Source organism: Burkholderiaceae bacterium (genome assembly GCA_024235995.1).
Classification (GTDB): Bacteria; Pseudomonadota; Gammaproteobacteria; order Burkholderiales; family Burkholderiaceae_C; genus Ottowia.
Map to the genome: position 1 here is coordinate 1,127,961 of JACKLI010000001.1, position 15,147 is coordinate 1,143,107.

Consider the following 15,147-nt stretch of genomic DNA (forward strand, 5'->3'; position numbering starts at 1 on the left):
AGATTCTAGAGAGGCGGGGGCGGCATCCTGGCCGCAGGGTCAAGTGCTAGGGCCTGTTAACGCTATGAAAGGGGTCGCGAAGCTCATGACAGCCTGCCCATCAAGGCGCGCGCCGCCGTGCGTGCGTCGGCACGCACAAGAAGCGCAACGCCGAGGGGCGGGCTGTCATGAGCTTCCCTTCGGGTTGTCTCGCCAAGGGGCCGTCTGCGGCGTTGCCCGCGCTTGCAAGGCTCCAGCCTTGCTGCGCACGGGCGCCTTGCATCCAGCCCCTTGGCGAGGCAACGCGACCCCTTTCATAGCGTTAACAGGCCCTAGTCTTGCGCTGTGCGTCGTAGGCATCGACGATGCGGGCCACCAGCGGGTGGCGCACCACGTCGCGGCTGGTGAAACGCGTGAAGGCCAGGCCCTTGACGCGCTTCAGGACCCGCTCGGCGTCGATCAGCCCGCTGGTGGTGCCCTTGGGCAGGTCGATCTGGCTCACGTCGCCCGTCACCACGCACTTGCTGCCGAAGCCGATGCGGGTCAGGAACATCTTCATCTGCTCGGGCGTGGTGTTCTGCGCCTCGTCCAGGATGACGAAGGCGTGGTTGAGCGTGCGCCCGCGCATGAAGGCCAGCGGCGCGATCTCCAGCTGCGCGCGCTCGAAGGCCTTGGCCACGCGGTCGAAGCCCATCAGGTCGTACAGCGCGTCGTACAGCGGGCGCAGGTAGGGGTCCACCTTCTGCGTCAGGTCGCCCGGCAGAAAGCCCAGGCGCTCGCCGGCCTCCACCGCCGGGCGCGTCAGCAGGATGCGCTGCACCGCCTGGCGCTCCAGCGCGTCGACCGCGCAGGCCACGGCCAGAAAGGTCTTGCCGGTGCCGGCCGGGCCGATGCCGAAGGTGATGTCGTGCCCGGCGATGTTGTCCAGGTACACGCTCTGGCTGGGCGTGCGCGCCTTCAGGTCGGCGCGGCGCGTGCTCAGCAGGCGGCTGCCGTCGGCCGCCTCCAGGCCGGCGCGCTCGTCGCCGGCCAGCATCAGCTGCACGGTGTCGGCGCGGATGGGGCGCGCGGCGATCTCGTACAGCGCCTGCAGCACCGCCAGCGCGCGCTCGGCGTGCTTCTTGGCGCCGTCGATCTTGAACTGCTCCTGCCGGTGCGAGATGGCCACCTGCAGCCCCCCCTCGATGGTGCGCAGATGTTCGTCCATGGGGCCGCACAGGTGCGCCAGGCGGGTGTTGGACAGCGGGGTGAAGGCGTGGCGAAGAATCACCACCGCATTGTCTCGCATCGCGGCAGCCGTCCGGCCGCGTGCCCTCGGCGGGCGCGCCGATAATGCCCGCTGCAATCGCCACGCCCTGGGGCGAGCGCGGAAACGGACAGGAACGAATGATCGGCCAATTGACGGGTACCCTGCTGGAAAAGAATCCGCCCGAGGTGCTGCTGGACTGCCACGGCGTGGGCTACGAGGTGCAGGTGCCCATGAGCACCTTCTACAACCTGCCCGCGCTCGGCCAGCCCGTGAGCCTGCTCACCCAGTTCATCGTGCGCGAGGACGCGCAGCTGCTCTACGGCTTTGCCACGCCGGCCGAGCGCCAGGCCTTCCGCGAGTTGATCAAGATCGCCGGCGTGGGGCCGCGCACCGCGCTGTCCGTGCTCTCGGGCCTGGGCGTGGCCGGGCTGGCGCAGGCCGTGACGGCGCAGGAGCCGGGGCGCCTGGTCAAGGTGCCCGGCATCGGCAAGAAGACCGCCGAGCGCCTGCTGCTGGAGCTGAAGGGCAAGCTGGGCGCCGACCTGGGGCCGGGCAGCGCTGCGGCGCCCGTGTCCGACGCCCAGAGCGACATCGTGCAGGCCCTGATGGCCCTGGGCTACACCGAGCGCGACACCCAGGTGGCGCTCAAGGCCCTGCCTGCCGACGTGGGGGTCAGCGAAGGCATCAAGCTGGCCCTGAAGACCCTGAGCCGATAAAGTGCGGTGCCAACGACCGGAGGACTGCCCCATGCCATGGACCAACTTGACCGCGCCGCTCGCCCTGGGTTCGCTGCTGACCCTTGCGGCCTGCAGCGGCGTGGGCGCGACCGACCCCGCGCCCGCCGCCGCGCCGCCGCCCGGCGCGGCCCAGATCGACAGCGGCCAGCCGCCGCGCAACCAGTGCCGCGCCGAGGCCGCCCAGTTCCTGGTGGGCGGCGCCTGGGGCCCCGACACGCTGGCCCAGGCGCTGGCCGCCGCCGGCGCCGACCGCGCCCGCATGCTGCGGCCCGACAGCATGGTGACCAAGGAATACATGGCCGGACGCCTGAACGTGGTGGTGGATGCCGCGGGCCGTATCGTCCGCGTGAACTGTGGCTGACCCGGGAACCTTTCGCATGACTTCTTTACGTTGCACCGCCCTGGCGCTGTCCTGCGCCCTCGCCCTCGGACTGGCCGCCTGCGGCGGCGGCTCGGACAGCCCGCCGCCCACGCCCAACCCGCCGTCACCGCCTCCGGTCACCGACCGCATCGAGCCGCTGGACACCGCCACCCTGCCCAGCAAGGCCGCCGTGGCCGCGCCGGCCGCCGCAGCCAGCCGCCTGCCGCCGGGCGCCGTGGTGCCCCGGGTGGAGCTGGGGCCGCTGGCGGCGCCCAAGCTGAGCGCCGGCGATGGCAAGAACGCCCCGCTGCAGATCGGCGTCAACCGCGCCGTGGCCGCCACCGCCGACGCGGCCGCACTGGCCGCGCGCCTGCAATGGCACCGCCTGCCCGACGGCAGCCAGGTGGCGGCGCTGGCCTTCGACTCGCCCGGCGCCCAGGCCCTGCGCCTGGGCGTGCGCATCGGGCAGGCGCCGGCCGGCGCCAAGCTGCGCTTTTATGGCGCGCCCGGCTCGCCCGTGGTCGAGCAGGCGGTCCCGGCGCAGGCCCAGCCCGGCGCCGCGGGGGCCGCCCCCGTGCTGTGGGGCCCCGACACGCCGGGCGCCGTCGGCACGCTGGAGCTGCAGCTGCCGCCCGGCGCCAGCCCCGCCCAGTTGCAGCTGGCCGTGCCCCAGCTGTCGCACCTGAGCCAGACGGTGGAGCAGGCCCTGGCCGCCGGCAAGACCGAAAGCGACATCGGCATCTCCGGCAGCTGCAACCTGGACGTGATGTGCACCCCCGCGCTGGACGCCGAAAGCCGCTCGGTGGCGCAACTGCTGTTCACCAGGGACGGCGGCACCTACCTGTGCACCGGCACGCTGCTGAACGACACGCGCGGCAGCCGCACGCCCCGCCTGCTGACGGCGGCGCACTGCATCGACGACGACGCCAGCGCCGCCAGCCTCGTCACCTACTGGTTCTTCCGCGCCGCGGCGTGCAACGGCTCGCCCAAGATCGACCCGGCGTCCACGCGCCGCACCGACGGCGCCAAGCTGCTGTTCACCGATTCGGGCGTGGACAGCACGCTGCTGCAGCTCAACAGCGCGCCGCCGGCCAACGTGGTGTACGCCGGCTCCTACTTTGGCGACGGCGTGGGCGTGGGGGCCAGCGTGGTCGCCATCCACCACCCCGAGGGCGACCTGCAGAAGGACAGCGTGGGCGCCGTCACCGGCTACGCCAGCTGCGGCGAGAACACCTGCACCAGCGCCAGCGCCGACGCCGGCACCCTGTGGCAGATCGGCTGGACGCGGGGCACCACCGAGCCCGGCAGCAGCGGCGCGGCCATCTGGACGCAGCTGGGCAGCACGCGCTACGTGGTGGGCGCGCTGCACGGCGGCAGCGCCAGTTGCCAGAACCCCGGCGGCGCCGACTTCTTCGGCCGCTTCAACCGCGCCTACTACCGCGGCCTGGGCAACTGGCTGACGCAGTGAGCATCACGGTCGACGACTTCGCCCCACCGGCCGGCCAGCCGGCGCCGCGCGTGGTGTCGGGCGCGGCCGCCTCGGCGCGCGAGGAGGCGCTGGAGCGCGCGCTGCGCCCCAAGCTGCTGCACGACTACGTCGGCCAGGCCAAGGCGCGCGAGCAGCTGGAGATCTTCATCGGCGCGGCCAGGAAGCGCGGCGAGGCGCTGGACCACGTGCTGCTGTTCGGCCCGCCCGGCCTGGGCAAGACCACGCTCAGCCACATCATCGCGCACGAGCTGGGCGTGCAGCTGCGCCAGACCAGCGGCCCGGTGCTGGAAAAGCCCAAGGACCTGGCCGCCCTGCTGACCAGCCTGGAAAAAAACGACGTCCTGTTCATCGACGAGATCCACCGCCTGTCGCCCGTGGTCGAGGAAATCCTCTATCCCGCGCTGGAGGACTACCAGATCGACATCCTGATCGGCGAAGGCCCGGCGGCGCGCTCCATCAAGCTCGACGTGCAGCCCTTCACCCTGGTGGGCGCCACCACCCGCGCCGGCATGCTGACCAACCCGCTGCGCGACCGCTTCGGCATCGTGGCGCGGCTGGAGTTCTACACACCCGAGGAGCTGGCGCGCATCGTCACCCGCTCGGCCGGGCTGCTCGACGTCGAGACCGATGCCGAGGGCGCGTTCGAGATCGCCCGCCGCAGCCGCGGCACGCCGCGCATCGCCAACCGCCTGCTGCGCCGCGTGCGCGACTACGCGGACGTGAAGGGCGATGGCCGCATATCGAAAAAGATAGCGCACGACGCCCTGGCCATGCTGGACGTGGACCCGGAAGGCTTCGACCTGATGGACCGCAAGCTGCTGGAGGCCGTGATCCACCGCTTCGACGGCGGCCCGGTGGGGCTGGACAACATCGCCGCCAGCATCGGCGAGGAGGCCGGCACCATCGAGGACGTGATCGAGCCCTACCTGATCCAGCAGGGCTACCTGCAGCGCACCCCGCGCGGGCGCGTGGCCACGCTGGCGGCGTACCGGCATCTGGGCGTGGTGCCGCCGCAGGCCGGCGGCGCGCTGTTTTGAGGCGGCGCGCGCCACCGGCCGGCCGGATAATCGCGCCATGCGCATTCCCTTCACCAAGATGCACGGCGCCGGCAACGACTTCGTCGTGCTGGACGAAACCCGCGGCCTGCTGGGCCTGTCGCCCGCGCACTACCGCCGGCTGGCCGACCGCCACCTGGGCATCGGCGCCGACCAAATCCTCAGCGTGCGCCCAGCGCCCAGCGCCGACGTGGACTTCGAGTACGTCATCCACAACGCCGACGGCGGCGAGGTGGAGCACTGCGGCAACGGCGCGCGCTGCTTCGTGCGCCACGTGCGCGGGCGCGGGCTGACGGACAAGCGCCGCATCCGCGTCAAGGTCCAGCGCGGCGTGATCGAGCTGACCGAGGCCGAGGACGGCCGCGTCACGGTGGACATGGGCGCGCCCGTGTTCGATCTGGCGGCGCTGCCCTTCGACCCCACCGGCCTCACGCCGGTGCCCGCGCCGCGGGCCGACGGGCCGTGGCGCATGTGGCCGCTGAGTTTGATGCCCGATCAGGCTGTGGCCGGCACCGAACAAGCCCAGTCAGCTATCATTCAAGTAGCATTGGTGTCCATGGGCAACCCGCACGCCGTCGCCCTGGTGGACGACGTGGCGCTGGCGCCCGTGCTCAGCCAGGGCCCGCTGGTGGAGCGCCACCCGGCCTTCCCGCGCCGCGTCAACGCCGGCTTCATGCAGGTCGTCGATCGCGCGCACGTCCGCCTGCGCGTGTACGAGCGCGGTGCCGGCGAGACCCTGGCCTGCGGCACCGGCGCCTGCGCCGCCGTGGTGGCGGGCATTCGCCTGGGCCTGCTGGACGCGCGCGTCGACGTGGCCATGCACGGCGGCCTGCTGACCATCGAATGGGCCGGCGGCCACGCCGACCCGGTGCGGCTGACGGGCCCCGCCGAGACCGTGTTCGAAGGCAGCATCGAGCTGCCCGACGAGCTTTTCTGACCCGGCCCGCGCGGCCCGCATCGCCATGAACCCCATCACCGAGCAAGACATCGCCGAATTCCTGATCCAGACGCCCGACTTCTTCGAGCGCCATGCCGAGCTGCTGACCGCCGTGCAGCTGACCAGCCCGCATGGCGGGCGCGCCGTCAGCCTGCAGGAGCGCCAGGCCGAGATGCTGCGCGAGAAGATCAAGGTGCTGGAGCAGCGCCTGATGGAGCTGATGCGCCACGGCAACGAGAACATGCTGATCGGCGACAAGCTGCAGCGCTGGTCGCGCCAGCTGTTTCTGGTGCACCGCGCGGTCGACCTGCCGGTGGTGCTGGTCAGCGAGATCTGCGCCCAGTTCAACGTGCCGCAGGCCGCCCTGCGCCTGTGGGACGTGGCCGAGGTCTACGCGCAGGAGCCCTTCGCGCTCGGCGCCAACGACGACGTCAGGAGCCTGGCCTCGTCGCTGACCGCGCCCTACTGCGGCGTCAACGCCGGCTTCGAGGCCGTGCAGTGGCTGGAAGACCCGCAGGCCGCCGCCTCGCTGGTGCTGCTGCCGCTGCGCCCCAACGCCAGCGCGCCCGCCTTCGGCCTGCTGGTGCTGGCCTCGCCCGACGCGGCGCGCTACGAGGCCGGCATGGCCACCGACTTCCTGGAGCGCATCGGCGAGCTGGCCAGCGCCTCGCTGTCGCGCCTGCGCAGCATGTGATTTTCAAGTCGAATCGGGCTCTGGCCGGCGTGGATCAAGCGCGAGAAGCTATCAATCGATGAGCAACGACAGCGCTCCACCTCCCGGCGAAATGCCCGCCGGCGCGGCGCTCGTCGAGCGCTACCTGGAGCACGTGCGCGTCGAGCGGCGGCTGGCCGCGCGCACCGTCGCGCTCTACGGCCTGGACCTTGAAAAGCTGAGCACCTTTGCCGCCGCCGCCGGCGTCGGCCTGCTGGCCGTGCAGCCCGCCCACGTGCGCCGCTGGGTGGCGCAGATGCACGCCGGCGGGCGCAGCGGGCGCGGCATCGCGCTCATCCTGTCGGGTTGGCGCGGCTTTTACGCCTGGCTGGGGCGCGAGGGCCGCATGGCCGCCAACCCGGTGCAGGACGTGCGCGCGCCGCGCCAGCCGCGCCCCTTGCCCAAGGCGCTGGGCGTGGACGACGCCGTGCGGCTGGCCGATTGGCACGCCGAGCGCGATGACGCCGACCCCTGGCTGGAGGCGCGCGACGCCGCCATGGTCGAACTGCTGTACGGCAGCGGCCTGCGCGTGGGCGAGGTGGTGGGTCTGGACGCCGCCGCCAGCGACGCCGCGCGGCGCGCCGGCCGCGGCTGGATCGCGCTGGATGCGGCCGAGGTGGAGGTGCAGGGCAAGGGCAGCAAGCGCCGCACCGTGCCGCTGGGCGCTGCCGCCGTGCAGGCCCTGCAGCGCTGGCTGGCCGTGCGCGGCACGGTGGCCGCCCACGACGATGCCGCCGGCGCCCTGTTCATCGGCCGCCACGGCACGCGCCTCACGGCCCAGTCCATCTGGCAGCGCCTGCGCCGGCGCAGCCTGCAGGCGGGCCTGGCCACCCCCGTGCACCCGCACATGCTGCGCCACTCGTTCGCCAGCCACCTGCTGCAGTCCAGCGGCGATTTGCGCGCCGTGCAGGAGCTGCTGGGCCACGCCAGCATCGGCACCACGCAGGTCTACACGCGGCTGGACTTCCAGCACCTGGCCAAGGCCTACGACGCGGCGCACCCGCGGGCACACCGCAAGAAGGATTGACCGCGCGCAGCCCGTGGTCGACGCGATCGCCGGCCTGGCGTCAGGCCTTGGCCGGCTTGGGCTCGTAGCCCATCACGGCCTTGACTTCCAGGAACTCGCGGAAGCCGTGCTCGCCCCACTCGCGGCCGTTACCCGACTGCTTGTAGCCGCCAAAGGGCGCGCCCACGTCGGGGCCGGCGCCGTTCAGGTGCACCATGCCGGTGCGCAGGCGGGCGGCGACCTGGCGCGCGTGCTCCAGGCTGCCCGACTGCACGTAGCCCGACAGGCCGTAGGGCGAGTCGTTGGCCATGCGGATGGCGTCTTCCTCGCTGTCGTAGGGGATCATCACCAGCACCGGGCCGAAGATTTCCTCGCGCGCGATGGTCATGTCGTTCTTCACGTCGGCAAACACCGTGGGCTTGACGAAATAGCCCTTGCTCAGGCCCTCGGGCCGGCCGGTGCCGCCGGCCACCAGGGTGGCGCCTTCGTCGATGCCCTTCTGGATCAGGCCCTGGATCTTGCTGAACTGCGCCTGGCTGACCACCGGGCCCATGGCCATGCCCTCGGTGGCCATGGCGTCGGCCACCTGGGTGCGCTCGGCTACCGCCTTGGCCACGGCCATGGCCTGGGCGTGCTTGGCGCGCGGCACGAACATGCGCGTGGGCGCGTTGCAGCTCTGGCCCGAGTTGGTGAAGCAGGCCTGCACGCCCTGCTTGACGGCTTTTTCGATGTCGGCGTCATCCAGCACGATGTTGGCCGACTTGCCGCCCAGCTCCTGCGCCACACGCTTGACGGTGTCGGCCGCGGCCTTGGCCACGGCGATGCCGGCGCGGGTGGAGCCGGTGAAGGTCATCATGTCGATGCCGGGGTGCACCGACATGGCCTCGCCCACGCCCGGGCCGTCGCCGTTGACGAGGTTGAACACGCCGTGCGGCACGCCGGCCTCGTGCATGATCTCGGCCAGCAGGATGCCGCTGAGCGGCGCGATCTCGGACGGCTTGAGGATCACCGTGCAGCCGGCCGCCAGCGCGGGCGCCACCTTGCACATGATCTGGTTGATGGGCCAGTTCCAGGGCGTGATCATGCCCACCACGCCCACCGGCTCGTACAGCGTGGCGGTGGTGCCCTGCACGGTCTCGAACGCGAAGTTTTTCAGCACGCCCAGGGTGGTCTTCAGGTGCGCCACGCCCATGGCCGCTTGCGCGGCCTTGGACAGCCACAGCGGCGCGCCCATCTCCAGCGAAATGGCCTGCGCCACCTCGTCGGCGCGGCGCTTGTACACGTCCAGCACCTTCTCCAGCAGGGCGACGCGCTCCTCGCGCGTGGTGCGCGAGAAGCTCTCGAACGCGCGCCGCGCGGCCTGCACGGCCTGGTCCACGTCGGCCTTTGATCCCAGGCTGATGCGCGAGACGACCTCCTCGTTGGAGGGGTTGATGACGTCCAGGCTGCGCGCGCTGGCAGGGTCGACCCACTGGCCGTCGATGTAGAACTGCAGGTGCTCTTTCATGGGGATAGCTCCGGGAAAACGGGGATGGGAGGAGGGCGGTGCGTCGGCCCGCCGCGTCGCATGTCAACCCGACAGTCTGCCATGACTGGCAAGTCCGGGTTGCCGCCAACGGCATGATGGCGCGCAGGGTTGGCGTGGTTTGGCTAAACTGGCCCGTTGCCCGACGGTCGGGCACCTGCCTTATCTGGACTCAAGCATGGCCCTCATCCCCGCCACCATCCTCACCGGCTTTCTCGGCTCCGGCAAGACCACGCTGCTGCAGCGCGTGCTGAGCGAGGCGCACGGCCAGAAGATCGCCGTGATCGAGAACGAGTTCGGCGAGGAGAACATCGACAACGAGATCCTGGTGCACGACGACGGCGAGCAGATCATCCAGATGAGCAACGGCTGCGTGTGCTGCACCATCCGCGAGGACCTGCGCGCCACGCTGCAGCTGCTGGCGGCCAAGAAGCGCAAGGGCCTGCTGGACTTCGAGCGCGTCGTCATCGAGACCACCGGCCTGGCCGACCCGGGCCCGGTGGCGCAGACCTTCTTCATGGACGACGAGATCGCCGAGAGCTTTCTGCTCGACTCGATCATCACCCTGGTGGACGCCAAGCACGCCGCCCAGCAGCTGAACGACCGGCTGGAGGCGCAGCGCCAGGTGGGCTTTGCCGACCAGATCTTCATCAGCAAGGCCGACCTGGTCGGCGCCGACGAACTGGCCGCGCTGCAGCACCGCCTGAAGCACATGAACCCGCGCGCGCCGCAGCGCGTGGTGCATTTCGGCGAGGTGGCGCTGGGCGAGGTGCTGGATCTGCGCGGCTTCAACCTGAACGCCAAGCTCGACATCGACCCCGAATTCCTCAAGGAGGACGAGCACGCGCACCACCATCACGACCATGAGCACGAGCACTGCGACCACCCCTCGCACCAGCACGAGCACGGCCACGCGCACCACCACCACGACGATGACGACGTCAAGAGCTTCGTGTTCCGCTCCGAGCGCGCGTTCGACCCGGCGCGGCTGGAGGACTTCCTGGGCGCCATGGTCAACATCTATGGCCCGCGCATGCTGCGCTACAAGGGCGTGCTGTCGATGAAGGGCACCGAGCGCAAGGTGATCTTCCAGGGCGTGCACCAGCTCATGGGCAGCGACCTGGGGCCGGCCTGGGGCGAGGGTGAGCCGCGCATCAGCAAGATGGTGTTCATCGGCATCGACCTGCCGCGCGACATCCTCGAGCAGGGGCTGGAGCAGTGCCTGGCATGACCCCATTCCAGGCGATCCGGCAAGGCCGATACAATCGCCGCCTTTGAGTGCGCCTCCGGCTGGACCGGCACCGCGCTGGCTCAAGCGCCCGAGAAGGTCTATAACAGGGTTTCGCGGATGAAGACGACCCCCCTTCATCCGCCGCGTTAGCGGTTGAAGGTGGCGGCGTGCCGCACCTTGTTTGTTTTACAGGAGGCGAACAACGTGAAACCCGCGGCTGCCAAGACACCGACCCAAGCCCCCGCCAAGGCCAAGGCCCTGCCTGGCAAGGCGGCGCCCAAGGCGGGTGCGCGCGCCACCCAGGCCGCCACGAAAAAGGCCGCGCCCGCCCGTTCGCAGACGTCCGCGGCCCGCAAACCGACTTCCCCGTCGGCCGTGCCCCCGGCCGCCAAGCCCAAGATATTGCCCATGCCCATTGCTGCCGTAGCTCCCGCGCCGATCGTGATCAAGAAGGACCCCAAACTGGCCAACAACTGGAAGACCAAGAAGCCCGACCAGCTGTCCGACGCCGAAGTCATCGCCATGCCCGATGACGAGTACATGAACGACAAGCAGCTGGCCTTCTTCCGCCTCAAGCTGACGCAGCTCAAGAACGACATCCTGCTCAACGCCGACGTGACCACGGACAACCTGCGCAAGGACACCGTGGTGGTGCCCGACCCGGCCGACCGCGCCACCATCGAGGAAGAGCATGCGCTGGAGCTGCGCACGCGCGACCGCGAGCGCAAGCTGCTGAAAAAGATCGAGCAGTCGATCGCCCGCATCGACGCCGGCGACTATGGCTACTGCGACGAGACCGGCGAGCCCATCGGCGTGCCGCGCCTGCTGGCACGGCCCACCGCCACGCTGTCGCTGGAGGCGCAGCAGCGCCGCGAGCTCAAGCAGAAGATGTTCGGCGACTGAGCCGACGCACGCCGTCCGGGAGGCCACCAACCCATGAACGAGGAGCAAGGTCCCAAGTCGGGCGGGCGCTTTTTGTCCAAGGTGGTCAAGTTCATCACCAGCCCGACCACCGACTGGGCTGACCTGAACAAGGTCGGCGGCCCGCTGGACGCCAGCGAATCGAGCGCCGCGCTCAAGGAGATGATTGAGCGCAAGCGGCGCAACGACTTCGTGCGCAACCGCGAGTTCGACATGCTGCGCAAGGCGCGCCGGCGCCAGCTTGCCGGCGCCCATGGCGGCGCGGTGTCGCCCACCTCGTTCATCTCCAGCGTCGAGTCTGCGCACCCGCACGAGCCCGAGCGCACGCTCGAGAAGATCGACCGGATCGAGGAGCAGATGTCGCGCGCCTGGCTCGATCGCGACGAGCCGGCCGCCACCGCCGAAAACCCCCGCGCCTACGACAAGACCCGCCCGGTCCAGCTGGGCGAGCGGACGGCAGGCAGCATCGGCTTCGGCGCCACCGCGGTCGAGGTGCCGCTGTCCGGCGCCGCCGCCGAGGTCTCGCGCGGCGAGGCCGCGCCGCACGCGCCCGCCGCCGCCGACCCATGGGCCGATCCGGCGCCGTCCCCGTCCCTGGCCGACGAGTCCGAGCCGGTGGTCGTCGGCCCCGAGGTCGAGGAGGTGGCCATCCGCTTTGCCAACGGCGACGCCGCGGGCGCCGAGGTCAGCCTGCTGGAGCTGCTGGGCGAGGGCGGCAGCCACAGCAACGACCTGGAAACCTGGCTCACCCTGTTCGACCTCTACCGCGCCGCTGGCGAGCCCGACAAGTTCGACGGCGCGGCCATTGCCTTCGTCAGCCGCTTCGGCCGCTCGGCGCCCCAGTTCGAGCTGGTGGCCAGCCCCGGCTCGGCCGCCATGCCGATCACGCCGCAGGCCGGCGCCGCCGCAACACCGCGCGACGAGGCCCAGCCGGTGCACTGGAGCGCGCCGTCCGTGCTGGGAATGCAGTCCGTCGCGGCGCTCAATGCCTCCATGGCGCGCCAGGCGCAGCCCTGGCGCATCGACTGGCGCCGCGTCAAATCCATCGACCCGCAGGCGCTGCCGCTGCTGCTGGAGGTGCTGCAGCGCTGGGCCGGCACGCCGGTGCGCCTGCGCTTTCTGGGCGCCGAGCAGTTGCTGGCCGTGCTGGCCGAGCAGACTCCGCCCGAGCAGCGTGCCGCCGACCCCCAGTGGTGGGCGGTCCGGCTGGCGCTGCTGCGGGTGATGAGCGAACCCGACGAGTTCGAACTGGTGGCGCTCAACTACTGCGTCACCTACGAGATGTCGCCGCCGGCATGGGAAGACCCGCGCTGCGAGTGCGCACCGATGACCGAAAGCGGCCACACCCTGCCGCCACCCGACAACGATAAGGACGACGCCTCGTCGGCCGCCAGCGCGCACAGCGAGCTGCCGCTGTCCGACGTCATGGGCCTGGGCGCGGCCGACGCGGCGGCCCCGGACGTCGTCCGCCTGCCGCTGGAAGGCGAAATCCTGGGTGACGCCGCGCACGCCCTGCAGCCGCTCAGCCTCTCGGCGCGCACCCGCGGCATCGAGTTCAACTGCCGCCACCTGCAGCGGGTGGACTTCGGCGCCGCCGGCGATCTGCTCAACTGGGCCGTGCAGCAGCAGGGCCAGGGGCGGCAGGTGGTGTTCAAGCACGTCAACCGTCTGGTGGCGGCGTTCTTCGGGGTGATCGGCATCTCCGACGCGGCGCGCGTGCTGCGGCGCGTTGACTGAATCCGTCCCCTGCGCCGGCGCCCTTGCAATCGGTGCCGCCCGTCCCCACGTGATGCGGATGGAACCCTTTCACGGCACCACCATCATCAGCGTCCGCCGCCAGACCCCCGAGGGCTGGCAGGTGGCCATCGGCGGCGACGGGCAGGTCACGCTGGGCAACATCGTCGTCAAGGGCTCGGCGCGCAAGGTGCGCAAGCTCTACCACGGGCGCGTGCTGGCCGGTTTTGCCGGCGCCACGGCCGACGCCTTCACCCTGTTCGAGCGCTTCGAGGCCAAGCTGGACAAGCATCAGGGCCACCTCACCCGCGCGGCCATCGAGCTGACCAAGGACTGGCGCACCGACCGCGTGCTGCGCCGCCTGGAGGCCATGCTGGCGGTGGCCGACCGCGAGGCCTCGCTCATCATCACCGGCAACGGCGACGTGCTGGAGCCCGAGCACGGCCTGGTGGCCATCGGCTCGGGCGGTGCCTACGCGCAGGCCGCCGCCAAGGCGCTGCTGGACCACACCGATTTGCCGGCCGAGCAGATCGTCAAGAAGTCGCTCGAGATCGCCGGGGAGCTGTGCATCTACACCAACATGACCCACACCGTCGAAGTCCTGTAAATACTTCCGATTTGATAGCTTGTTGCGCTTGCCCCGTCCGGGCCAGAGCCCTTTTTGATTGAGGATTCCGGTTGAGCACCGCCATGTCCATGACCCCCCAGGAGATCGTCTCCGAACTCGACCGCCACATCGTTGGCCAGCAGGCGGCCAAGCGCGCCGTGGCCATTGCGCTGCGCAACCGCTGGCGCCGCCAGCAGGTCGACGAGAAGCTGCGCGCCGAGATCACGCCCAAGAACATCCTGATGATCGGCCCCACTGGCGTGGGCAAGACCGAGATCGCGCGCCGTCTGGCGCGCCTGGCCAATGCGCCCTTCATCAAGGTCGAGGCCACCAAGTTCACCGAGGTGGGCTACGTCGGCAAGGACGTCGACTCCATCATCCGCGACCTGGCCGAGATGGCCGTCAAGCAGGCGCGCGAGCAGGCCATGCGCCAGCACCGCACGCGCGCCGAGGACCTGGCCGAAGACCGCATCCTCGACGTGCTGCTGCCGCCCGCGCGCAACGCCGACGGCAGCAATGCGCCGGCCACCGACGGCGCGGCGCGCCAGGCCTTCCGCAAGAAGCTGCGCGAGCACGCGCTGGACGACAAGGAAATCGAGCTGGAGCTGCAGCAGCCCGCGCCCACCATGGAGATCATGGGCCCGCCCGGCATGGAGGACATGGCCGAGCAGCTCAAGGGCATGCTGGGCAACATGAACGCCGGCCGGCGCAAGATGCGCCGCGTGAAGATCGCCGAAGCCATGAAGCTGCTGGTCGACGAAGAGGCCGGCAAGCTGGTCAACGAGGACGAGATCCGCGTGCAGGCGCTGCAGAACATGGAGCAGAACGGCATCGTCTTCATCGACGAGATCGACAAGGTCGCCTCGCGCGGCGAGGGCAGCGGCAGCGCCGACGTGTCACGCCAGGGCGTGCAGCGCGACCTGCTGCCGCTGGTGGAGGGCACCACCGTCAACACCAAGTACGGCATGGTCAAGACCGACCACATCCTGTTCATCGCCTCGGGCGCCTTCCACCTGGCCAAGCCGAGCGACCTGATCCCCGAGCTGCAGGGCCGCCTGCCGATCCGCGTCGAGCTCGACTCGCTGTCGGTGGACGACTTCAAGGCCATCCTCACGCAGACCGACGCCAGCCTGGTGCGCCAGTACCAGGCGCTGCTGGCCACCGAGGGCGTGACGCTGCGGTTCAGCGACGACGGCATCGCCCGCCTGGCGCAGATCGCCTGCGACGTCAACGAGAGCACCGAGAACATCGGCGCGCGCCGCCTGTCCACCGTGATGGAGCGCCTGCTGGACGAGGTCAGCTTCGACGCCACGCGCCTGCAGGGCCAGCAGGTGCACATCGACGCCGCCTACGTCGATCAGCGCCTGGCCGGCATCAGCCGCGACGAGGATTTGTCGCGCTACATCCTCTGAAAAGTCGGCCGCCAACAGCTGGCAGCCCAGCGGCTGCTGGCTGTTTTCTGCGAACTGCAGACGACCTGCTGTGAACTAATTCACGTGGGTGCTCTGCGGGTTGGCCGGCGCCGGCGTTGTTACGCGGCGGGAAATGACTTCCATTGTCTTGTGTAAGTCTCTAATTTAAAAGAAATTTTGTCTTCAAGTTCT

Annotated in this window: 14 protein-coding genes; 12 read left to right on the plus strand and 2 right to left on the minus strand. The window is 70.5% G+C overall.

Annotation, left to right across the window (positions count from 1 at the left end; translation table 11 throughout):
• Positions 1–301: 301 nt before the first annotated feature.
• The gene (locus H6927_05540) at positions 302–1,249 is read right to left on the minus strand and encodes a PhoH family protein (protein MCP5217558.1); all 948 of its coding nucleotides are present in this window, start codon (positions 1,247–1,249) and stop codon (positions 302–304) included.
• Positions 1,250–1,365: 116 nt separating this feature from the next.
• Here H6927_05540 and ruvA point away from each other — a divergent pair, with 116 nt between their 5' ends.
• The 7 genes from ruvA (at position 1,366) to H6927_05575 (ending at position 7,546) form a co-directional block, all read left to right on the plus strand.
• Complete coding sequence (gene ruvA / locus H6927_05545; GenBank protein ID MCP5217559.1) at positions 1,366–1,944, plus strand: Holliday junction branch migration protein RuvA; 579 nt, start codon at positions 1,366–1,368, stop codon at positions 1,942–1,944.
• A 31-nt stretch (positions 1,945–1,975) separates the two neighbouring features.
• Entirely contained in the window at positions 1,976–2,326 is a 351-nt protein-coding gene (locus tag H6927_05550; protein ID MCP5217560.1) for a hypothetical protein, read from the plus strand.
• A gap of 16 nt (positions 2,327–2,342) precedes the next feature.
• Positions 2,343–3,794, plus strand: a complete 1,452-nt coding sequence (locus H6927_05555) for a trypsin-like peptidase domain-containing protein (protein MCP5217561.1) — start codon at positions 2,343–2,345, stop codon at positions 3,792–3,794.
• Positions 3,791–4,852, plus strand: a complete 1,062-nt coding sequence (gene ruvB / locus H6927_05560) for a Holliday junction branch migration DNA helicase RuvB (protein ID MCP5217562.1) — start codon at positions 3,791–3,793, stop codon at positions 4,850–4,852. Before H6927_05555 ends, ruvB begins: the two co-directional genes overlap by 4 nt.
• Positions 4,853–4,889: 37 nt before the next feature.
• The gene (gene dapF / locus H6927_05565) at positions 4,890–5,807 is read left to right on the plus strand and encodes a diaminopimelate epimerase (GenBank protein ID MCP5217563.1); all 918 of its coding nucleotides are present in this window, start codon (positions 4,890–4,892) and stop codon (positions 5,805–5,807) included.
• Between the two features lie 25 nt (positions 5,808–5,832).
• On the plus strand, positions 5,833–6,501 hold the full coding sequence (locus tag H6927_05570; protein MCP5217564.1) for a DUF484 family protein: 669 nt from the start codon (positions 5,833–5,835) through the stop codon (positions 6,499–6,501).
• 91 nt (positions 6,502–6,592) lie between these two features.
• On the plus strand, positions 6,593–7,546 hold the full coding sequence (locus H6927_05575) for a tyrosine recombinase XerC (protein ID MCP5217565.1): 954 nt from the start codon (positions 6,593–6,595) through the stop codon (positions 7,544–7,546).
• A 40-nt stretch (positions 7,547–7,586) separates the two neighbouring features.
• Here H6927_05575 and H6927_05580 read toward each other — a convergent pair whose 3' ends face one another.
• Positions 7,587–9,032, minus strand: a complete 1,446-nt coding sequence (locus H6927_05580) for an aldehyde dehydrogenase family protein (GenBank protein ID MCP5217566.1) — start codon at positions 9,030–9,032, stop codon at positions 7,587–7,589.
• 196 nt (positions 9,033–9,228) lie between these two features.
• Here H6927_05580 and H6927_05585 point away from each other — a divergent pair, with 196 nt between their 5' ends.
• From H6927_05585 to hslU, 5 genes are all read left to right on the plus strand, one after another.
• Positions 9,229–10,281 (plus strand): GTP-binding protein, encoded by a 1,053-nt coding sequence (locus H6927_05585; protein ID MCP5217567.1) that lies wholly within the window; start codon positions 9,229–9,231, stop codon positions 10,279–10,281.
• A gap of 408 nt (positions 10,282–10,689) precedes the next feature.
• Complete coding sequence (gene dksA / locus H6927_05590) at positions 10,690–11,184, plus strand: RNA polymerase-binding protein DksA (GenBank protein MCP5217568.1); 495 nt, start codon at positions 10,690–10,692, stop codon at positions 11,182–11,184.
• A 33-nt stretch (positions 11,185–11,217) separates the two neighbouring features.
• Complete coding sequence (locus H6927_05595; GenBank protein MCP5217569.1) at positions 11,218–12,939, plus strand: STAS domain-containing protein; 1,722 nt, start codon at positions 11,218–11,220, stop codon at positions 12,937–12,939.
• 58 nt (positions 12,940–12,997) lie between these two features.
• On the plus strand, positions 12,998–13,543 hold the full coding sequence (gene hslV, locus H6927_05600; protein ID MCP5217570.1) for an ATP-dependent protease subunit HslV: 546 nt from the start codon (positions 12,998–13,000) through the stop codon (positions 13,541–13,543).
• An 83-nt stretch (positions 13,544–13,626) separates the two neighbouring features.
• On the plus strand, positions 13,627–14,955 hold the full coding sequence (gene hslU, locus H6927_05605) for an ATP-dependent protease ATPase subunit HslU (GenBank protein ID MCP5217571.1): 1,329 nt from the start codon (positions 13,627–13,629) through the stop codon (positions 14,953–14,955).
• Positions 14,956–15,147: the final 192 nt, after the last annotated feature.